This is a genomic window from Streptomyces sp. 351MFTsu5.1 (genome assembly GCF_000383655.1).
GTDB lineage: Bacteria > Actinomycetota > Actinomycetes > Streptomycetales > Streptomycetaceae > Streptomyces > Streptomyces griseorubiginosus.
This window is the reverse complement of the sequence record NZ_KB911780.1, coordinates 1-19,134: the sequence shown is the minus strand read 5'-3', so window position 1 is coordinate 19,134 and position 19,134 is coordinate 1. Positions and strand designations below refer to the sequence as shown.

Sequence of the window (19,134 nt, the reverse complement as noted above, 5' to 3'; positions counted from 1 at the left end):
CGTGATGTCTCGCATCGCGAAGGCAGCGGGTGTCGCCCTCGGCACCGGCGCCGTGGTCATCGGCGGCGCCGGCCTGGCGCTGGCGGACGCGGGCGCCAACGGCGAGGCCGTCGGTTCGCCCGGCGTTCTGTCGGGCAACGTCGTCCAGGTCCCGGTCAACATCCCGGTCAACGTGTGCGGGAACACCGTGGACGTGATCGGCCTGCTGAACCCGGCCTTCGGCAACACCTGCGTCAACGACGGCGGCCACAAGGGCAACCCCGGCCCGGGTGGACACGGCGGCTACGGCTACGGCGGCTGACCGTCCGTACCCCGCACAAGAGCCCCGGCACCTCGAGCGCCGGGGCTCTTGCCATGCCCGTGGGTCCCTCATCGGGCCACGGATCTCACGCGGACCGCCAGACCCCCGATCTCACGCGTACCGATAGATCCCGCTGACGTCCTCCAGCTGTTCCGGAGTCACGTCCCACGGCGGCAGCTTCTCGCCGCGGGCCACGATCCGGCGCCACTGGCCGCTCGCCGGACCCGGCGGCCTGGCCGGCTGGTAGCGGGCGCCCGCGTGCCGCCGCTGCCAGCGGTACCAGCACAGGTCGATGAAGGCGTGGTGCAACCAGAAGACGGGGTCGTTGACGGACGCGCCGCCGACCATCGCCCCGCCGACCCAGCGGTGCACCCGGTTGTGGTTGCGCCAGGCGACGCTGCCCCGCCCGGTCCCCCAGCCCTCCAGCCTGTTGCGGAAGCCGCTGGTCACCGTGGAGTCCCAGGGCGAGACGTCGTAGACCGGGTCGGCGAGCGCCCCCTCCAGTTCGCTCTTCGTCGGCAGCGCGATCGGGCTGGCGGCGCGGCCGAGGTCCCGGGTGAGGAACTCCCCGTCGGTGACACCCTCCTTGAGGGTCCAGTCGCCGGTCGCCCAGGCGAACGGCCCGGTCATCACCTGCCGGTCCGAGCGCCGGCCGTTGCCGCCGAGCAGGTCCCTGGTCCAGGGCGCCGAGGTCGCCGTACGGTCGCGGGTCCAGTCCCAGTACGGCACCGTCACCGACGAGTCGACGCGCCGCAGCGCCCGCTCCAGGTCCAGCAGGAAGCGCCGGTGCCAGGGCAGGAAGGAGGGCGCCATGTGGGCCGTACGAAGGCCGTCCTCCCCGTCCGAGTTGTAGTACTCGATGTGCGTGCGCACGAACTCGTCGTACTCGCCGCGCCGTTTCACCTCCAGCATCGCCTTCACGAACCGCCGCTTCTCGCCGGCGGTCAGTGTGCTGACGTCCTTACGCGTGTACGCCATGGTCTCCCCCCATGTGTGGCTCTGTTCCTTCACGCAGGTGCCGCCCGGGACCGAGTTCGTCGACGGCGGCGCGGGTGGCTTCGAGCGGTGTCCTGTACGACCGGTAGTGGTCGACCATGCTCAGCCAGGTGCCGTCGGCGCGGCGCATCAGGTGCAGGGGCCGGCCGTCGACGGTGACGTGCCACTGGGTGTCGCCGTCGAAGACGCGGCCCGCGCTGGTGGCGGAGGTCCTGATGCCCCGGATGCGGCGGCCGCGGTAGGTCTCGTCGAAGACGATGTCCGCGGGCGGTTCGGCCGCGCGCAGCGACCGCGTGGCGGCGGCGACCGGGACGAACGCGGCGGCCACGGCCACCGGTCCGAAGAGCCCCAGCAGTACGTCCCGCCGGCTCACCCGGGCGGGCCCACCGCGCAGGCGCCGGCTGCCGCGACTCCGCGCCGTCCCCACCGCCGTCACTTCGACACTCACGACCATCGCTGCTCCTCCGGTTCGGGTTGTCCGTACCGGTAACCGCCCGAACCCCCTCACGGTCACCGTCGAAGAGCCAGGGAGGTGAAAAGGGGTGATGGAAGGGGGTGGCGGAGGGGGGTGGCAACCGGTGGTGGAAAAGGGAGGGAGCCCGGGCAGCTGCGCCCAGGCTCCTTCGTACGGCTTGCTCCTACAGGCCCGGTCCTACAGGCCCGGTCCCGTCACCAGGTCGGCGCCCGGGACCGTCTGGAGGACGGGGGCGAGGAGGCCCACCTGGGGGAGCTTGGTGTCCGGGAGGCCGAAGTTGTCCGGGTTGGGGGCGGTGAGCGGGGCGTCCACGGTCAGACCCGGCGCGAGGGTGCGCAGGTCGGAGGCGGGAGCCTCGACACCGACGTGGTCGAAGTCGTCGCCGAGGAGGTGCGGCAGCGGGGTGCGCAGACCGGCGCCGGGCAGCGCGCCGCCGATCGGCACCTGCGGCAGCACCCGCTCCGGGATGAGCCGGCCCTCGACGTACTGCGGGCCCTCGGGCGCGCCCGGCGTCAGCAGCGGAAGCTCCGCGCCGAGCCTCGGCAGCTGCATGCCGAGGGAGTTCTCGACGCCCTCCAGCGGCACGGGGACCGGAACCGTGTCCACCGCGGCGGCGGGGGTCGCGGCGCCCACCGCGGCCGCTACGCCCGTGATGACGGCGGCAAGGGTTCCTCGGGTGGTCGACTTCATCTCAGGTACGGTGCCTTTCGGGAATCGGGATCCGGAGCAGGGAAGCTCAACGTCCTCACTCCGTAACGATTCCGGGCCGGGGACCAGTACAAGATTCCCCCGACTGCCGCAGTAGTCGCACATATGCCGATCAGCTCGTCCAGAAGTCCCACCAACGGGTCAGGACCAGCATGCCGACGATGCCGAGGTGCAACACCGGTGGCACCCAGGTGAATTCGTCCAGGAAGCTCCTCAACCCGCCCGGCGCGGGCAGGAATCGGTGCCGTACGGCGAACGACGTGACGTACCAGAACAGCACGACGGTGGCGACCCACGCCAGACAGCACCACAGGCACAGCGCGTTGATCCGGTACAGCGACTGGAACTGGAGCCAGGACACGAACCCGACGCCGAACAGGCAGCCGGCGTCGAAGGTCAGCCAGTACCAGCGGGGGAAGCGGGCTCCGGCCAGCAGGCTCATGCCGACGCAGATCACGACGGCGTAGGCGGCCAGGCCCAGCATCGGGTTGGGGAACCCGAAGGCCGAGGCCTGGTCGCTTTGCATGACACTGCCGCAGGACACCACCGGGTTCAGGCTGCACCCCGGGGTGAAGTCCGGGTCCTCGAGCAGCTTGAACTTGTCCAGGGTGATCACCCAGGACGCCAGCAGTCCGGCGGCCCCCGTGATCACCAGCAGCGCGGCGAAGGCTCTGCTGCCGCCCGCGGTCCGTTCCGCACGCTCGTCACGGCCGCGGTCCGCGGTCCGCTCCATCAGCCGCGCAGGGTGCGGGGCGCCAGCACGATGTGCGCGGCCTCGTTCAGGGTCTCCTCGGCACCCGCGAAGGCGGCCAGCGCCTCGGGGTCGACGGGCTTGCCCGGCTCGGCCTCGGGCCAGGGGCGGGTGGTGAACACGAAGTAGCAGAAGCCGCGTTCCTCGACGGCCGCGAGCCACTCCTGCGGGGGGACGCACTGGGCGTTGAAGCCCGGCATGGTGACGACGGCGGAGCCGGACTCGACGAGCAGGCTGACCGGGAGGCTGGGCCGCGCCTTGCCGTCGACGAGGTCGCCGCCGACCGGCAGGCCGTTGTTCTCCAGCAGTGCCTCCACGGCGGCCGTCGAGCCTTCCGGGCCGGCCGCGCCGTCCCCGAGGGAGTAGGCGAGGAGGTAGGGCATGTCGCCGTCGGGGGCTTCGCCGCTCCAGGCCATCACGACGAGAGTGCCCAGGTCGGGGGCGTTGAAGGGGCGGGTTTCGCTTGAGGTTGAGGTCACCGCGCGACCTTATCGACGCGCCGACCCGCCGCCGGCCGCCTTCTCACCCGACCGGGGGAGCGCCCGCGCGCGCTCCACACGAACGAGGGAAACGCCCTCGAACAGGCTGACAGGACCGGCCCCTTGAGGCGGGCACCGGTCCTGACGGCACGGAGGAGACGTCAGCTCTGGAGCGGAAGTCCGCCGAGCAGACCGCCCGAGTTCAGCGTGGTGGTCGCGCCCTTCACGGTGTTGAGCACGGAGTCCTTGTTCTCGGTGTCGAGAGCGTCCGACTGGTGCTGGAGCGGCGCCACGTCGGCAGGCTCGAGCCGGCCGCTGGTGAGCGTGTTCACAGCGCCGTTGAGGCTGGTGGGCGTGAGGTCCGCGGTGTTGTAGGCGAACGCGGGCGCGGCGGCACCGGCGAGGGCCAGGGAACCGGCAACTACAGCGGCAGCCTTCAGGGACTTCATCGGGTTCCTTCCTTTCGGCAACTCACGTCACCGGGACGAATTCGGACACCGTGCCCAACGATCTCTCCCCCGCGGGGGAAACCCCGCGCGCAGTAATTGGGCTTTCATGAAAAAGCCGTTGTGCCGGCCCGGTGGAGGCCGGCACAACGGAATTCCCTGAACAGGGAGAACGCAGAACGCGGACGCCCTACGCGGTCGGCAGGGTCGGGGCGGTCGGCAGGGTCGGCAGGCCCGGCTCGTTGGGCAGGCTCGGCAGCGCGGGCAGCCCCGGCAGGTCGGGCAGCGGCAGGCCCCCGCTCAGGAGCGTGGCCACGAGAATGTTGACCAGGTCGGTCAGGACATCGGTGACGGCCGGGACGACCTGCGTGACATCGCCGGAGGTGACCGCCGCGAGCAGCGCGTCGACCCCCTCCTTGAGGCCGGCGAGAGCGTCGGCGACGAGGTCGGCCGGGAGCTTCGCGGAGGCCACGGCCCTGGATCCGGCACCGCTGTCGGCGAGCGGGGCGACCGGGGCCAGCGGGGCAGCCGCCGGGAGCGCCGGGAGCGAACCGGTCGGCAGGGTGCCGGTCGACGTCTGCGGCAGAGTCGGCACCGCCGGTACGGCAGGCGCCGACGGGACGGCGGGCACGGCGGGCACAGCGGGCACGGCGGGCACAGCGGGCGCCGCCGGTACGGCCGGAGCCGCCGGAGCCACCGCGCCGACCTTGTCGATCGCGGCCTTCACGGCGTCTCCGAGCGTGGTCGCCTGCTCGGTGGAGAGCTGGCCGTTGTCCGCCTTCAGCACGGCGTTCAGCAGGTCGGTGACCGGGGAGAGCACGGTGCCGAGGTTGCCCAGGCTCTGGACCTGGGCGAGCAGCCCGTCCGCGCCGGGGACGGGGGCCTGTGAGCCCGTCTGGACGCGGCTGCGCGCCGACTGGTGCTCGGCCGCCACCGCGGCCGGCCCGGCGAGCCCCAGCAACAGGGCGCCGCAGAGGGCGGAGGAGGCGATACGCCGGACGGGCAGACCACGCATGGGGGTGTTCCTTTCGATGCACGAGGATCTTGGACCCACCGTGGAATCGCCCCTCGCGCTCCGCAACCGATCGGCTACGGCACGCTTCCCCGCCCGTCTCGTCAACCGCGCGTTCCTCCTGGTGAGGGCAGGATCACGCCGGGTTGACGGATCGAACACCCGATCACCCGTACGGGTGGCCGAGTCGGCGGCCGGGCGTCGGCCGGAAGAACCCCCCGGAGAACGAGAACCGGCCGGGCCCCCGTGATGGAGTCACGGGAGCCCGGCCGGCAAAGAGGGTGACGCCGACGTCAGCCGTTGGCGCACTCGTTGCCGAACGCGGGGTTCAGCAGGCCGATCACGTTGACGGTGTTGCCGCAGACGTTGACCGGGACGTGGACCGGAACCTGAACGACGTTGCCCGACAGCACGCCCGGGGAGTGGGCGGCGGCACCCTGGGCACCGGCGTCGGCGGCGGCGAGGCCGGCGCTACCCGCAACGGCGGCGGCCGCAACGGTCGTCAGGGCCAGGCCCTTCGCAATACGCGACATGGAGAGCTGCTCCTTGGGTTGACACAAACATCCGGGCGGGGATGCCCGGCGCTGTGTCAACGCGTCGCGCGCCCCGGGGTTGTGCCCCCAATGGGGTGATCTCACGAAAGGCCCGGCTGCACCATCTCGACACACTTGCCCCCTTTAGCCTGATTAATACGGATAGCGGCTAGTGTTGCGGACCTCCCGAAGCACCCCTATGGGCATCTCGTCGCATTCATAGGGTCCGTACGTTCCGGAAGGGCCACGCCGGTCATGCGCACATCCCCCGGTCCGCCGCCGCGCCGCACCCCGGCGCCGACTTCGCCCCTTCGCACCGCGACCGACACCCCGCCCGCCCCGGGGAAGGGGGCGTCCGCGCCCAGGCCCCCTCGCCCGTCGGTCGCGCGGCGCACGACGACGGCGGGGGCCGCACGGGTGACTCGCTCACTCTTTCGACGGACGGCCGGGTGGGTGGAGCCCACCCGGGGACCGTCAACCCCCGTACGGACGCACCGAATTCGACCATCGGTGAGCCCGGACCAGCGGCTGGACGGTGTCGGCCCTCCCGTTCGAACACCCTGGGGCGCGGCTCCGATGTGTTCGATCTCGGCACGGTGCCCGGGTCCGGTGGTGACCAGCTGGCCTTCCGGCTCGTTGCCCAGCGCGACGCGGCGTGGGCCGGTGTGCTCTGCGCCGCCGTCGACGCCCGTCAGTGAGGCGCGTTCCCGCCCCTCTTGAGCACCACCCGTGAGCGAGGAAACCGCGCATGCAGCAGTCAGCCACCGACCCTCGGCCACGGGTCCTGCACCTCACCCAGCCCGTGGACGGCGGAGTCGCCCGGGTGGTGACGGACCTGGCGCGGGCCCAGCTCGCGGCGGGCCTGCACGTCACGGTCGCCTGCCCGGACGGCCCGCTCACCGGCGCGCTCCGGGCCGTCGGCGCCGAGGTGCACCACTGGCCCGCGACCCGTTCGCCCGGTCGTGCGCTCCCCCAGGAGGTACGGGGGCTGTCCCGCGTGATCGGCGCGGTGCGGCCCGACCTGGTGCACGCGCACAGCGCGAAGGCCGGGCTCGCGGGCCGGCTCGCGGTACGGGGACGGATCCCCACCGTGTTCCAGCCGCACGCCTGGTCGTTCGAGGCGGTCGGCGGGCTCACCTCGGCGCTCGCGCTGCGGTGGGAACGGGAGGGGGCGCGCTGGGCGCACCGCGTGGTGTGCGTGAGCGCGGCGGAGCGTGCGACCGGCGTGCGCTCCGGGATCGCCGCCCGCTGGAGCGTGATCCCCAACGGCATCGAGCCCGAGCGTTTCCACCCCGCCGCCGTCGGGACCGTACGCGCGACGCTGCTGCCCGATGTCGATCCGGCGGCCCCGCTCGTGATGTGCGTGGGGCGGCTGTGCCGGCAGAAGGGGCAGGACGTGCTGCTGCGGGCCTGGGAGTCGATCCTCGCGCGCGTGCCCGGCGCCCGGCTGGTGCTGGTGGGCGACGGTCCCGACGCCGAGGCCCTGCGCAGCAGATCGCCGCGGTCCGTGGTGTTCGCGGGCAGCGTCCAGGACATCGTGCCCTGGTACCAGGCCGCCGACCTGGTCGTGCTGCCCTCTCGCTGGGAGGGCATGGCGCTCGCCCCGCTGGAGGCGATGGCGTGCGGGCGGCCGGTGGTGGTGACGGACGTCGACGGCGCCCGGGAGAGCCTGCCGCCCGGTCTCGCACCCCACTGCCTGGTACCGCCGGGCAGTCCGGCCGCCCTCGCGCGTGCCGTCTCCGATCTGCTGCTCGACCCGCTGCTGCGCGAGTCGCTCGGCCACCAGGGCCGTCGGCACGTGCTGGCCACCCATGACGTGAAGCACACGGCCGGGGCGGTGGCGGACGTGTACCGCGAGCTCCTCGGCGGCGAGTTCGCAGGGCGCCTCGCGCCCACCGAATACAGGGAGTCCATCCACTCGTGACCGCGGAAAGTACCGTCCCCTCGCCCGGCGGACAGCCACGGAATCTGCGATTCTCGCCTGTCTCGCTCATGCCGCCGCGCGGCACCACCACCGGCTTCCGGTTCCCGCTGCGGCGGCCCCCGGCCCGGCCCGCCTCGCCGGTGCCGCTGCTCGCGGCCGACGCCCTCGCCGCGCTGATCGGCGCCTCGGCGATGGCCGAGGCCCTGCGCCATCCGCTGCTCGCGGCGGTGCTGGTCGCCGTGTCGATGCTGCTGCGGCCGCAGCTGCCCCGGGCGGTGCCCGGCATCCTCGACGAACTGCCCACTGTCTGCGGCCGGATCGCGGTGGCGTGGCTCGCGGTCGCGGCCCTCGTCGCCGCCTACGACCCGGCCCTGGCCCTGGGCGCCGGCACGCTCACCGCCGGTTTCCTGATCCAGTCGGCGGTGGCCTGCGCGGGCCGCGGCACCGTGCACTGGCGGCGCCGCACCGCCCGGCTCGCCCGGCCGCGCGCGGCCCTCGTGGTCGGCCCCGCGGGTACCGCCCAGCGGGTGGCCGCCGCCGTGCAGCGCCATCCGCGGTGCGGGGTGCGGCCGGTGGGCATCGTGGCCGACCAGCCCGACGGCGGTGACGGCCTCCCGGTGCTGACGACCGGCGAGGAGGTCCAGCGCGCCCTCATCCAGAACGGCGTACGGGACGTCCTGACCGTCCATCCCTCCGTACGGACCGAGCAGGGGCCGCTGCTGCGGGCGCTCGCGGAGTCCGGCTGCTCGGTGTGGGAGGTGGACGCGGACTCGCCGTCGTACGAGAGCCGCCACCAGCTCGCCGGATTCTCCTGTCGCCGCCTGGACATGGGCGTACGGCGGCGCGGCAGCGCCGGGAAGCGGCTGCTGGACGTGGCCGTGTCCGGGAGCCTGCTGCTGCTGGTCAGCCCGCTGCTGCTGGTGTGCGCGGTGGTGCTCAGGCTCACCGACGGACCCGGGGTGGTGTTCCGGCAGGAGCGCATCGGCAAGGACGGCAAGCCGTTCACGCTGCTGAAGTTCCGCACCCACCGCCCGGTCGACGAGCACGAGTCCGCGACCCGGTGGAGCGTGGCGAACGAGATCCGGATGTCGTGGTTCTGCCGCTTCCTGCGCCAGACCTCGCTGGACGAGCTGCTCCAGCTGTGGAACGTGCTGCGGGGCGACATGAGCCTGGTCGGGCCGCGTCCCGAACGCCCGTACTTCGTCACGAAGTTCAGCCAGACCTACCCCGGTTACGCGGCCCGGCACCGGATGCGGACCGGCATCACCGGGCTCGCCCAGGTCCACGGGCTGCGCGGTGACACCTCGATCGAGGACCGGGCCCGCTTCGACAACGCCTACATCGACAACTGGTCGCTGTGGCAGGACGTCTGCATCCTGCTGCGCACCGCGGCCTCCCTCGTGCGCCCGACAGGGAGCTGAGCGGCATGACCCACGCGCCCCACGCCGACTCGCTGCCGGTCCGCCCGCCGGTTCTGGCCCGCCTTCGTGAACTGCCACCGGTCCTGCCGGTGTTGCTGGTGATCGCCCTGCTCGCCCTGCCCCTCGGCCCGGGCGGCGAGGGCGGCGCGGGTCCCGCCGACGCGGTCTCCGGGCTGGCGGTGCTGTCCTGCGCGCTGCGGCTGGTACGGGAGCGCAGGCGCCCGCTGTCGCGCACGGCGGTGGTGCTGCTGGGGCTGCCGGTGATCGGGCTCGCCGTGGCCGCGGCGGGGGCCTCCTCCGCCGGCGCCGGGCTCGGCGGTCTGGGCCGCTACCTCCAGATCTTCGTGCTGGTCCCGGCGGCCGTGCTGCTGCTGGTCCGCGGCCGGGCCGACTTCCGTCTGGTGGCCTGGGCGTTCGTGGGGCTGGCGGTGTGGCAGGGGGCGATCGGCGTCCACCAGTTCCTGACCGGGACCGGCGCCTCCTACCAGGGCGAGGAGATCCGGGCCGTCGGCACCTTCGGGGCGCAGGACGTGATGGGCATGGCGACCGTCGTGTCCTTCGGGCTGGTGTGCGCGGTGGGGCTGGCGCTGGGGCGGAGTTCGGTGCGGCAGGGGACGGTTGCCGCCTGCTGTGCGCTCGCGCTGCTGGTCCCGCTGGCGCTCTCCTTCAGCCGGGGCGCGTGGATCGCCACGGTGGTGACGATCGTCGTCCAGCTGCTGCTGGCCGGACTGCGGCGGGCGTTGAAGGTGGGGGCGGTGGTGGCCGCCCTCGGGGTGATCCTGGTCGGCGGCTTCGGGGTCGGCTCGGCGATGCTCCAGGAGCGCGTCGACAGCATCACGCAGGTCACCGACGCACCCGACCAGTCCGTCACCGACCGGTACACCATGTGGGCGGCGGCCGTCGGCATGTGGCGTGAACACCCGCTGACCGGCGTGGGGTTGAAGGGCTTCCCGGAACACCGGGACGCGCACGCCTCGCTGGCGCTGTCCGCGGGCAGCGACACGGAGGGCGCGGGCACCGGGTTCGTCCGGCAGCCGCTGCTGTCCCCGCACAACATGTACCTGCTGATCCTCGCCGAACAGGGCCTGATCGGGCTGCTGGCCCTCGCGGGCGGCTGGCTCGCGCTGCTGGTGTGCGGTCTGCGGCGGCTGGTGCGGGTACGCCGGGGCGGCTCCGGCCTCGACTGCGCGCTGGTCGCCTGCGGGCTGCTGGTCTGGCAGTTGACCGACTTCGCGTACGCGGACATCGGGGGCCCCTCGACGGTCCTGACGGCGGTCTGCCTCGGCCTGGTGGCGTGGTGGTCGCTGGCCTCCCACGGCACCGAGGCCCCGGCCCGGCCCACTGCCCCGGTACGCGAACCGGCCGGGAAGGCCGCGACACGATGAGGGTGACGGGCCCACGGACACCCCGGGAGCCGCGAGCTTCGTCGGGAACGCCCGCGAGCGGCCGTACCGCCACGGATCCCGCCACCGCGAGCGGCCGTACGACCTCGGCCTACGGAACGGTCCACGCGGCGGCCGGCACCTGGCCACCCGCGCAGATGGCAACCCACGGATCGCCCCCCGTCACCGCTCAGAACCCGGCCGCCCCTTCCCGTACACCGAGCGACGCCACCACCCGGGGAACCGGTACCGCCCGGCTGTCCACCGCCCCCGCCCCCGCCACCCCGGACCGTCACCCGGCGCATCCCCCAGCCCACTCCACCGACCGCCCCGCCGCCCATCCCGCCGAAGGCGAACTCGCCCCCGTCTCCCGTCGGTTCCTCGCCAAGGCCACGCTCGTCACCGCCGTGCTGTCCATCGCCGGTGCCCTGCTCGGGCTGGTCCGGGACCAGGCGCTGGCCCGGCTGTTCGGGGCCGGGAGCGAGACCGACGCGTTCCTGGTCGCCTGGACCGTGCCGGAGTTCGCGTCCACGCTGCTGATCGAGGACGGGCTGGCGTTCGCGCTGATCCCGGCGTTCAGCCTGGCGCTGGCCCGGCGGGCGCAGGGCGCCCCGGGTGACCCGGTCCGCGCACTGGTCGCGTCGACCCTGCCCCGGCTCTGCCTCGCCTTCGCCGCCGTGTCCGCGCTGATCGCCGGCACCGCGCCCTACCTGGTCGAGGCCCTGGCCCCCGGCCTGCCCGACCCCGCGCTCGCCGTCGACTGCACCCGGCTGACCGCGCTGTGCGTGCTCGGCTTCGGGCTCACCGGCTACTTCAGCGCGGCCCTGCGCGCCCACCGCCGCTTCGTGGCCGCGGCGGCGATCTACGTGGCGTACAACACGGGCATCATCGCCGCGATGTTCGTCCTCGGCGGGCACTGGGGGGTGCGCTCGGCGGCGCTCGGGGTGGCGGTCGGCAGCGGCCTGATGGCTCTGATCCAACTGCCGTCCTTCGTGCGCCAGTTGCGCCGCAGGAAGGTCGAGCAGACGCTGCCCGTCGAGGGGGACGGGCAGCGTGCCGTGACCGCCGCCCTGGTCGCGACCGTGCTGCTCTTCGCACTGTGCCGGCAGTCCCAGGTCCTCATCGAGCGGTTCCTCGCCTCCACGCTGCCCGCCGGCGCCATCTCGCACCTGAACTACGCGCAGAAGGTCGCCCAGATCCCCATGACCCTGTCGCTGATGCTGTGCACGGTCACCTTCCCGGTGGTCGCCCGCGCCCTCGCCGACGGGGACGTGGAGCGGGCGCGCGGCCGGGTGGAGCGGGACCTGGCGCTCGCGGCCTGCGTGGTGCTGCTCGGCGCCGCCACCGTGATCGCGTGCGCCCCGCAGATCATCGAACTCCTCTTCCAGCGGGGCGCGTTCACGGTCCGGGACACGGCGGCCACCGCGGACGTCATGCGGGTGTACGCGCTCGGGCTGCTCGGCCAGACCCTGACCGGCGCGCTGGTGCGCTCGTACTTCTCGGCGGGCCGCCCCAGTTGGTACCCGGTCTCCGCGATGGTCGCCGGGATCATCGTGACCTCCTGGGCCGGCGCCTGGACGGTCGGCCCCTGGGGCGTCCTCGGGATCGCCGCCGCCAACGCCGCCGGGATCACCGTCACGGCCGCGCTGCTGCTCGCCGGGATGCGCCGCCGCAGCGTCCCGATCCGCACCCGGCAGGTGCTCGCCGAGCTGAGCCGACCGGCACGGGCGGCGGTGGTCGCGACCCTGGCGGGCGCCTTCGTGGCGAGCCGCCTCGACGACCCGTTGACCGGCCTGGCCGCGGGCGCCGCGACCGTGCTCACCGTGTTCCTCCTGCTCGCCCGGGCCCTGGGCGCCCAGGGTCTCGCTCCGGTACTCCAGTCCGTCCACTCCGTCACACGAAGGCTCACTCATGGCCGCAGCCACTGACTCCACCCCGTGGATCGCGATGTACCACTCGGTGGGCGACTGCTCCGAGGACCCCTACCGCGTCACCGTCACGCCCGACCGGCTCGACCGCCAGCTGTCCTGGCTGAGCCGCCGCGGGCTGCGGGGCGTCTCCGTGTCCGCGCTCCTGGCCGCGCCCACCCGCGCCGGCCTGGTCGGGCTCACCTTCGACGACGGCTACGCCGACTTCCTCGACCACGCCCTGCCGGTCCTCACGAGCCACGGCTTCGGCGCCACCCTCTTCGTGCTGCCCGGCAGACTCGGCGGCGACAACGCCTGGGACCCGCTCGGCCCGCGCAAGCCCCTGCTCACCGCCGACGGCATCCGCGAGGCCGCCGAGGCCGGCGTCGAGATCGGCTCGCACGGGCTGACCCACCTGGACCTGACGCAGGCGGACGACGTCACGCTCAAGTCCGAGATCGTCGAGAGCCGGCCCCTGCTGGAGGAGTTGACCGGCACACCGGTCGGCGGCTTCTGCTACCCGTACGGCACGCTCGACCAGCGCGTGGTGGACACCGTCCGGGACGCCGGGTACCGCTACGCCTGCGCCATCGACCCCGGCGTGATGACCGGCCCCCTCGCGCTGCCCCGCGTCCACATCGGCCAGCAGGACACCGCCGTACGCCTGTTCCTCAAGCACCGGTTGCACCGGCTGCGCCGCCGTCCCGTCGAGGGGATCTGAGGTGCGGGCCCTGCATGTCATCACCGGTCTCGGCGTGGGCGGTGCCGAGCAGCAACTGCGGCTGCTGCTGCGGCACTTGCCCGTCGACTGCGAGGTCGTCACGCTGACCAACCCGGGCGCGGTGGCGGACGGGCTGGTCGCCGACGGCGTACGGGTGACGCACCTCGGGATGGCCGGGAACCGGGACCTGGGGGCGCTGCCCCGGCTGGTGCGGCACATCCAGTCCGGCGGCTACGACCTCGTGCACACCCACCTCTACCGGGCCTGCGTCTACGGCCGGCTCGCGGCGCGGCTCGCGGGGGTGCGGGCGATCGTGGCCACCGAACACTCCCTCGGCGACTCGCAGATGGAGGGCCGCAGGCTCACCAGGGGGGTGCGCGGCCTGTACCTGGCCAGCGAGCGCCTCGGCCGGTCCACGGTCGCCGTCTCCCCCACGGTCGCCGCCCGTCTCAGGCACTGGGGCGTGCCCGCGCCCCGGATCGCGGTCGTACCGAACGGCATCGACCTGGACCGCTTCCGCTTCGACCCGGCCCGCCGGCTGCGCGCCCGGCAGGCTCTCGGGCTGCCCGAGACGGCGTACGTCATCGGGGGCATCGGGCGCCTGCACCCGGGCAAGCGGTTCGACGTCCTGATCCGCGCCCTCGCCCAGCTCCCCGAGATCTTCCGGCTGGTGCTGGTCGGCGGCGGGCCCGAGGAGCACGGTCTCCGGCGCACCGCGCACGCGGCGGGCGTGTCCGACCGGGTCCTGTTCACCGGCGAACGGCCCTACGTCGCGGACGGCTCCCCGGGCCCCGACCTGCCCTCCCTCACCTCCGCGATGGACGTGCTGGCCTCCCCCTCCCCGGAGGAGGCCTTCGGGCTCGCGGCCGTGGAGGCGCTGGCGGCCGGGCTGCCCGTGCTCTACGCCTCCTGTCCGGCGATCGAGGACCTGCCGCCCGAGAGCACGGGCGCGGCCCGCCAGATCGCCTGCGACCCCACCGCGTTCGCCCGCGCGGTGGCGGCCACCCGCGCGCACGACACCGGTCCGCGCACCGCGCCGGAGGCCGCCCACCACTACAGCATCACTCGCAGTGCCGCCCAGCTGATGGACGTCTACGCGGCCGCCGTGGCCGTTCCTTCCGTGTCCCCGTCACCCCAGGGAGCAAGTTCCTCATGACCGCCACCGACCTTCCCACCAGCCCCCGCCGCCCCTCCCCGCTGGGCCGTGTCAAGGCCCTTCCGCCCTGGTCCCTGATCGCCGCGGGAGCCCTCGCGGGCGGGCTGCTCGGCGGGGTCTACGGCCTCGCGAAGCCGCCCGCGTACACGGCCACGGCCTATGTCGTCGCCGTACCGACCGAGAAGTCGGACTCGGCGTCCGCGCTGGGCTTCGCGCAGGCCTACGGCCGGGTCGCCACGCAGGTCGCGGTGCTCGGCGACGCCCAGGTGTGGGCCGGGGTGCCGGTGCGCACGCTCAAGTCGAGTGTCCAGACGGCGACTTCGCCGGACGCACCGATGGTCTCCATCACTGCCACCTCCGACCGGCCCGACCTGGCCGCGGACATGGCCAACGCGGTCTCCCGCGCCCTGACCCGGCACGCGAACGACACCAAGAGCGCCACCAACGTCGAGCTCCAGCAGTTCGCCCGCGCCACCAGGCCCACCGGTCCGTCCTCCGCCTCCCCCGCGGTGACGGGGCTGGTCGGCGCGAGCGCGGGCGGGCTGCTCGGCGGGCTGGTGCTGCTGGCCCGCCCCCGGCGCACCGGCCGGGACCAGGGGCGCCCGGCGTCGGTGCCGGCCCCCGCCGTGGCCGCCGAAGCCCACGGACAGCTGTGACGTACACGACCCATCTGGTCACCGACGAGCGGGCCTTCGCCGCACTCGGCCCCGAGTGGGACGGGTTGTACCGCCGGTGCGAGGCCGCGACCCCGTTCCAGAGCCACGCCTGGCTGCACTCCTGGTGGCTGTCGTACGGCAGGCCCGGGCGGCTCAGGCTGGTCCTGGTCCGGCACGAGGGCGAACTGGTCGCCGCCGCCCCGCTGATGCGGGTGGGCCGGCCGGTGCCCTCCCTGGTGCCGCTGGGCGGGGCGATCTCCGACTACGGGGACGTCCTGCTGGACGACGGGCGGGGCGAGGAGGCGGTGGCCGCCCTCACCGACGGCCTCGCCCGGGCGGCCCGCACCGCGCTGGTCGACTTCCGCGAGGTGCGCCCGGGCGGCGCGGCCGAGCGGATCTACGACCACTGGAGCGGGCCCCGGCGCCGGGTCGGCGACTCGGTGTGCCTGGAGCTGCCCGCCGTACCGATGGACGAGCTGGTGGCCCGGCTGCCGTCCACGAAGGCCCAGCAGCGGGTGCGCGCGAAGCTGCGCAAGCTGACCTCGCTCGGAGTCCGGCGCAGCGTCGTACCGCCGGACGAGGTGGACTCGGCGCTGCGGCGCCTGATCGAGCTGCACCAACTTCAGTGGCAGGGGCGGAAGGTGACCTCGGAGCATCTGCGGCCGCGGTTCTGCGACCACCTGGTGCGCTCGGTCGGGCCGATGGTGCGCTCCGGGGACGCGGTGGTCACCGAGTTCCGGCTGGACGACGACGTGGTGGCCGTGGACCTGACGCTGCTGTCGCGGCAGTTGGCCGGCGGCTATCTGTACGGGGCCCATCCGCGGCTGCGGGAACGCAAGGCGGACGTGGCGGTGATGCTGCTCGACGCGTGCAGTGAGCACGCGCGCGGCACGCTGAGCCTGCTGCGCGGCAACGAGCCGTACAAGCAGCACTGGCGGCCCGAACAAGTCGTGAACCAGAGACTGTTGCTGGCGCGCAGGCACACGGCCCCGCTGCTGACCGCGGTCCTGTGCGACGTGGCCGCGCGGCGGCGGGGCAAGGAACTGCTGCTGCGCTGGCACGGGTGGAGGGAGCGTGCCGGTGGCGGCAGGTCCTGAGGGGGCCTGCCGCCGGCGGCGGATGCGGCTAGCGGTTGCGCGAGTACCAGTCGAAGCGCAGGCACAGCTTCCCGCCGAGCCAGTACTCCACCCAGTCGCCCAGTTGCAGCGGCGAGCAGTTGGGCGGGGTCGTCGGGGTGGGCGGCTTCGTGGGCTCGGTGGTGGGCGGGGTGGTCGGCGGTGTCGTCGGTTCCGTGGGCTTGGTCGGCTCCGTGGTCGGCTCCGTGGTCGGCTCACCGGTCCGGCCGAACAGCACCGACCGGTAGACCTCGGACGACTTCGGGTTGTCCGAGCACTGCCACACACCGTGCGGGCAGTAGTCGGTCAACGTGTTGTACAGCGGCTTGTGCTCGTCCATCCAGGCGAGCATGCGCTTCATGTACTCGGGATTGTCCCCGTTGCGGAAAAGCCCCCATTCGGGATACGAGATGGGCTTTCCGTGGGCCTTCGCGAAATCGACATGTGCCTGAAGGCCGTAGGGCTCCTTGATCTGTTCGTCGAAGGTGATTCCGGACGGCTGGTCGTAGGAATCCATGCCGATGATGTCGACGGTGTCGTCACCCGGATAGCACTGGGTCCACGGAACGGCGTCCCGGCCGCGCGTCGGGTTGAAGTCGAACTTGAACTTCTGGCCCGGGACCGACCGCATGGTGGTGACGATCCTGTTCCAGTACTTCTTCCAGGACTCCGGGTCCGGACCGCAGCGATGGGAGTACGTGGTGCCGTTCATCTCCCAGCCGAGCACGATCACCGTGTCCGGCACCTTGAGGTCGACCAGGCGCTTCGCGAGGACGCGGTAGTGCTCGTCGAACTGGCCGGCCGCGGCCCGGCGCAGCAGGAAGCGGACCTGCTGGTCGGAGAGGCGGTCCTCGTTGCGCTCCATCATCGGGACGTTGAGGACGAACATCCGGTCGGCGCGCTTGGTGCGCCAGTCGGCCCACGCCTCCAGGAAGTCAGGCCTGCCCTCGATGTTGCTCCAGCGGTCACCGGGCAGATAGGTGTGGCCGACGCGCAGGTCGGCGTTGCCCAGCCAGCGGCTGAGCTCGGTCATCCGGGAGACGCCGTCGGGGCCGTAGTCCAGATAGGCGCCGAAGGCGGGGAGTCCCCCGGGCAGGACGGGTTGTACCGGCTTCACCGGCACCACCGGGGTGACGGGGGCCGGGGTGACAGGGACCGGAGTGACGGGATCCGGGGTGATCGCCGGTGCGGGCGTCACGGCGGGAACCGGTGGGACCTCGGGGACCGGGGTGACCGCGGAGGCCGGAGCGGGTGGATCTCCGACCGCCCCCACGGCGAAACCCGGGCCCGACGCCAGGGCGGCCGACGCGGCCACTGTCACCGCGATGAACGCCAGCCGTCCGGTACGAGCCCGTCTGTGCTGTGAGTCCATTCCTGCTCCTTTCTCCACTCTCGCGCCTGCCGGACGCTTTTTCGACTAACTGACACTCAGTCATATCAATATGAATTCCGCCACCGTGCCTACGGCTTTCGAGTGCTGCGATGGTCCGCACGAGTGAACCGACCCGAAGGAATGGCCCGTGTCGCTGTTCGACACCCGAGTCCCCGCCGTGCTGTTGCGGATCGACCGGAACCCCTTTCACCACGGCACGCTGGGTGCCGTGCGCTCGCTCGGCAGGGCGGGCGTGGACGTGCACGTCGTCGCCGACTGCGCGGGAAGTCCGGTGCGCACGTCCCGCTTCGTACGACAGCTGCATCCCCCGCCGCCGCCGGGGGCGTCGCCCGGTGACATCGCCGCCGTGCTGCGCCGGGTGGCCGCCCGGATCCCGCACCCGGCCGTGCTGATCCCGATGGACGACGCGAGCGCCGTCGCGGTGGGCACGCTGGGCGAGGAGCTGGCCCCCTCCTATCTGTTGCCGCAGCAGCCGGGCCCGCTCGCCGAACGGCTGGCGGACAAGGCGGAACTGGCCGAGGTGTGCGCGGCCGTGGGCGTGCCGCATCCGGTGACGCTGGTCCCGGAGAGCGCCGGGGAGGCGGACGCGATGGCCTGGCGGCTCGGGCTGCCGGTGGTCGCCAAGTGGAGCCGGCCCTGGCTGCTGCCGACGGAGGGCGGGCTGCGCAGCACGGTGGTGGTGCGCTCGCCGCAGGAGGCCCGCGAGCTGTATCTGCGCTCCGAGGAGGCGGGGAGCCGGCTGCTGCTCCAGGAGTTCCTGCCGCCGCAGCCGGACGGCGACTGGTTCTTCCACGGGTACGCCGACCGCGGCGGTGCGCTGCGTGCGGGCGGCAGCGGTGTCAAGGAGCGGTCCTGGCCGCGCGGTGCGGGACTGACCGCGGTGGGCCACTGGCGGCCCGATCCGCGGGTACGGGTGCTCGCCGAGCGGCTGACCGGCGCGCTGGGCTACCGCGGCATCCTGGACCTCGACTTCCGGCGCCACGGCACGGACGGCGACTTCCACCTGCTGGACTTCAACCCGCGGCCCGGTGCGCAGTTCCGGCTCTTCACCGACAGCGCCGGCCTGGATGTCGTCCGCGCGCTGCACCTGGACCTGACCCACCGGCCGCTGCCGGACGGGGTGGCGCTGCCCGGGCGGGCGTTCGTGGTGGAGAACTACGCGCCGCTGGCCGCGCTGCGCCCGGCGCCGGCCCGGCGGGAGTTCGCCTGGCACGCGGCGGACGACCGCAGGCCCGGGTGGACGATGTGGGCGCTGTGGGCGCGCCATGTGTCCCGGCGGCTGCTCGAACGGGTGCGCCGGATCAGCGCGCGGCGCGGGCAGCCTGCGGCCGCACAGGTGATCCGCCAGGGATCGGCGCCCGTGGCGTCCCTGACCGACCTGCCCCGGCTGACCGACCCGACGGGACCGGACGGGCTCACCGGGCTCTCGGACCTGCCCGGCGACGAGAGGGCGAGCAGCCGCTGAGGCACGGCCCGCCGACGGACGCGGGTGCCGGGCCGGTGCGGCCCGGCACCTGGTGCGCTCCTAACGGCGGGACGCGGCGCGGCCTCGCCGGTACAGGACGGCTCCGGCCGCGATCAGCGCGGCGCTGACCCCCGACGCGGCCAGCATGGCCTCACCGCTGCTGCCGGTGTGCGGCAGGTGCGGAGGGGTGCTGGGCGGGGTGGTGGTCGGAGGCGTGTGCGGGGGCGTGTGCGGGGGCGACGTCATGGGGGGCGTGTGCGGGGGCGACGTCACGGGGGGCGTGTGCGGCGGGG

Annotated in this window: 20 protein-coding genes; 10 read left to right on the top strand and 10 right to left on the bottom strand. The window is 73.5% G+C overall.

Annotated features, from left to right (window positions below):
• The first annotated feature begins 4 nt into the window (after positions 1–4).
• Positions 5–301, top strand: coding sequence for a chaplin (locus H295_RS0114580; protein WP_020136070.1), 297 nt, complete (start codon positions 5–7; stop codon positions 299–301).
• Positions 302–412: 111 nt separating this feature from the next.
• On the opposite strand, the gene H295_RS0114575 is transcribed toward H295_RS0114580, so the two are convergent.
• The 8 genes from H295_RS0114575 to chpG form a co-directional block, all read right to left on the bottom strand.
• The gene (locus tag H295_RS0114575; protein ID WP_020136069.1) at positions 413–1,279 is read right to left on the bottom strand and encodes a tyrosinase family protein; all 867 of its coding nucleotides are present in this window, start codon (positions 1,277–1,279) and stop codon (positions 413–415) included.
• On the bottom strand, positions 1,263–1,751 hold the full coding sequence (locus H295_RS0114570; RefSeq protein ID WP_020136068.1) for a tyrosinase family oxidase copper chaperone: 489 nt from the start codon (positions 1,749–1,751) through the stop codon (positions 1,263–1,265). The genes H295_RS0114575 and H295_RS0114570 overlap by 17 nt, the downstream gene beginning before the upstream one ends.
• A gap of 198 nt (positions 1,752–1,949) precedes the next feature.
• Complete coding sequence (locus tag H295_RS0114565) at positions 1,950–2,462, bottom strand: hypothetical protein (RefSeq protein ID WP_020136067.1); 513 nt, start codon at positions 2,460–2,462, stop codon at positions 1,950–1,952.
• 130 nt (positions 2,463–2,592) lie between these two features.
• Entirely contained in the window at positions 2,593–3,213 is a 621-nt protein-coding gene (locus H295_RS0114560; RefSeq protein ID WP_020136066.1) for a vitamin K epoxide reductase family protein, read from the bottom strand.
• Positions 3,213–3,710 (bottom strand): DUF5949 family protein, encoded by a 498-nt coding sequence (locus H295_RS0114555; RefSeq protein WP_020136065.1) that lies wholly within the window; start codon positions 3,708–3,710, stop codon positions 3,213–3,215. Before H295_RS0114555 ends, H295_RS0114560 begins: the two co-directional genes overlap by 1 nt.
• Positions 3,711–3,871: 161 nt before the next feature.
• Positions 3,872–4,159 carry a hypothetical protein gene (locus H295_RS0114550; protein WP_020136064.1) on the bottom strand — a complete coding sequence of 96 codons (288 nt, stop codon included), beginning with the start codon at positions 4,157–4,159 and terminating at the stop codon, positions 3,872–3,874.
• Between the two features lie 187 nt (positions 4,160–4,346).
• Positions 4,347–5,171, bottom strand: coding sequence for a hypothetical protein (locus H295_RS43225; RefSeq protein WP_043217506.1), 825 nt, complete (start codon positions 5,169–5,171; stop codon positions 4,347–4,349).
• A gap of 290 nt (positions 5,172–5,461) precedes the next feature.
• The gene (gene chpG, locus H295_RS0114540) at positions 5,462–5,701 is read right to left on the bottom strand and encodes a chaplin ChpG (protein ID WP_020136063.1); all 240 of its coding nucleotides are present in this window, start codon (positions 5,699–5,701) and stop codon (positions 5,462–5,464) included.
• Positions 5,702–6,449: 748 nt separating this feature from the next.
• Here chpG and H295_RS0114530 point away from each other — a divergent pair.
• From H295_RS0114530 to H295_RS0114495, 8 genes are all read left to right on the top strand, one after another.
• Positions 6,450–7,625, top strand: coding sequence for a glycosyltransferase (locus H295_RS0114530; RefSeq protein ID WP_020136061.1), 1,176 nt, complete (start codon positions 6,450–6,452; stop codon positions 7,623–7,625).
• Positions 7,622–9,046 (top strand): exopolysaccharide biosynthesis polyprenyl glycosylphosphotransferase, encoded by a 1,425-nt coding sequence (locus H295_RS0114525; protein WP_028809355.1) that lies wholly within the window; start codon positions 7,622–7,624, stop codon positions 9,044–9,046. The genes H295_RS0114530 and H295_RS0114525 overlap by 4 nt, the downstream gene beginning before the upstream one ends.
• A 5-nt stretch (positions 9,047–9,051) precedes the next feature.
• Positions 9,052–10,431, top strand: coding sequence for an O-antigen ligase family protein (locus H295_RS0114520; protein WP_020136059.1), 1,380 nt, complete (start codon positions 9,052–9,054; stop codon positions 10,429–10,431).
• Positions 10,432–10,586: 155 nt separating this feature from the next.
• Positions 10,587–12,356, top strand: coding sequence for a murein biosynthesis integral membrane protein MurJ (murJ, locus tag H295_RS0114515; RefSeq protein WP_020136058.1), 1,770 nt, complete (start codon positions 10,587–10,589; stop codon positions 12,354–12,356).
• Positions 12,340–13,056, top strand: a complete 717-nt coding sequence (locus tag H295_RS0114510) for a polysaccharide deacetylase family protein (protein ID WP_020136057.1) — start codon at positions 12,340–12,342, stop codon at positions 13,054–13,056. The genes murJ and H295_RS0114510 overlap by 17 nt, the downstream gene beginning before the upstream one ends.
• A gap of 1 nt (position 13,057) precedes the next feature.
• Positions 13,058–14,212, top strand: a complete 1,155-nt coding sequence (locus tag H295_RS0114505; RefSeq protein WP_020136056.1) for a glycosyltransferase — start codon at positions 13,058–13,060, stop codon at positions 14,210–14,212.
• Positions 14,209–14,868: a hypothetical protein gene (locus tag H295_RS0114500; protein ID WP_020136055.1), complete on the top strand. Its 660-nt coding sequence runs from the start codon at positions 14,209–14,211 to the stop codon at positions 14,866–14,868. Before H295_RS0114505 ends, H295_RS0114500 begins: the two co-directional genes overlap by 4 nt.
• Positions 14,865–15,965 carry a GNAT family N-acetyltransferase gene (locus H295_RS0114495; protein ID WP_020136054.1) on the top strand — a complete coding sequence of 367 codons (1,101 nt, stop codon included), beginning with the start codon at positions 14,865–14,867 and terminating at the stop codon, positions 15,963–15,965. Before H295_RS0114500 ends, H295_RS0114495 begins: the two co-directional genes overlap by 4 nt.
• Positions 15,966–15,993: 28 nt before the next feature.
• Here the strand turns inward: H295_RS0114495 and H295_RS0114490 are convergent, their stop codons facing one another.
• A complete protein-coding gene (locus H295_RS0114490) occupies positions 15,994–17,355 on the bottom strand; it encodes a glycoside hydrolase family 26 protein (RefSeq protein WP_020136053.1) in 1,362 nt (453 codons plus the stop codon).
• Between the two features lie 148 nt (positions 17,356–17,503).
• Between H295_RS0114490 and H295_RS0114485 the strand changes: the two genes are divergently transcribed.
• Positions 17,504–18,841 carry a hypothetical protein gene (locus tag H295_RS0114485; RefSeq protein WP_020136052.1) on the top strand — a complete coding sequence of 446 codons (1,338 nt, stop codon included), beginning with the start codon at positions 17,504–17,506 and terminating at the stop codon, positions 18,839–18,841.
• Positions 18,842–18,901: 60 nt separating this feature from the next.
• On the opposite strand, the gene H295_RS45440 is transcribed toward H295_RS0114485, so the two are convergent.
• Positions 18,902–19,134: LPXTG cell wall anchor domain-containing protein (locus H295_RS45440; protein WP_158691049.1), on the bottom strand; the 233-nt coding region annotated here is incomplete at its 5' end.

Bases quoted from the DNA above. Each gene is read 5' to 3' on its own strand.
- H295_RS0114580 (WP_020136070.1), top strand. From the start codon at position 5: ATGTCTCGCATCGCGAAGGCAGCGGGTGTCGCCCTCGGCACCGGCGCC.
- H295_RS0114575 (WP_020136069.1), bottom strand. From the start codon at position 1,279: ATGGCGTACACGCGTAAGGACGTCAGCACACTGACCGCCGGCGAGAAG.
- H295_RS0114570 (WP_020136068.1), bottom strand. From the start codon at position 1,751: ATGGTCGTGAGTGTCGAAGTGACGGCGGTGGGGACGGCGCGGAGTCGC.
- H295_RS0114565 (WP_020136067.1), bottom strand. From the start codon at position 2,462: ATGAAGTCGACCACCCGAGGAACCCTTGCCGCCGTCATCACGGGCGTA.
- H295_RS0114560 (WP_020136066.1), bottom strand. From the start codon at position 3,213: ATGGAGCGGACCGCGGACCGCGGCCGTGACGAGCGTGCGGAACGGACC.
- H295_RS0114550 (WP_020136064.1), bottom strand. From the start codon at position 4,159: ATGAAGTCCCTGAAGGCTGCCGCTGTAGTTGCCGGTTCCCTGGCCCTC.
- H295_RS43225 (WP_043217506.1), bottom strand. From the start codon at position 5,171: ATGCGTGGTCTGCCCGTCCGGCGTATCGCCTCCTCCGCCCTCTGCGGC.
- chpG (WP_020136063.1), bottom strand. From the start codon at position 5,701: ATGTCGCGTATTGCGAAGGGCCTGGCCCTGACGACCGTTGCGGCCGCC.
- H295_RS0114530 (WP_020136061.1), top strand. From the start codon at position 6,450: ATGCAGCAGTCAGCCACCGACCCTCGGCCACGGGTCCTGCACCTCACC.
- H295_RS0114520 (WP_020136059.1), top strand. From the start codon at position 9,052: ATGACCCACGCGCCCCACGCCGACTCGCTGCCGGTCCGCCCGCCGGTT.
- murJ (WP_020136058.1), top strand. From the start codon at position 10,587: ATGGCAACCCACGGATCGCCCCCCGTCACCGCTCAGAACCCGGCCGCC.
- H295_RS0114510 (WP_020136057.1), top strand. From the start codon at position 12,340: ATGGCCGCAGCCACTGACTCCACCCCGTGGATCGCGATGTACCACTCG.
- H295_RS0114500 (WP_020136055.1), top strand. From the start codon at position 14,209: ATGACCGCCACCGACCTTCCCACCAGCCCCCGCCGCCCCTCCCCGCTG.
- H295_RS0114490 (WP_020136053.1), bottom strand. From the start codon at position 17,355: ATGGACTCACAGCACAGACGGGCTCGTACCGGACGGCTGGCGTTCATC.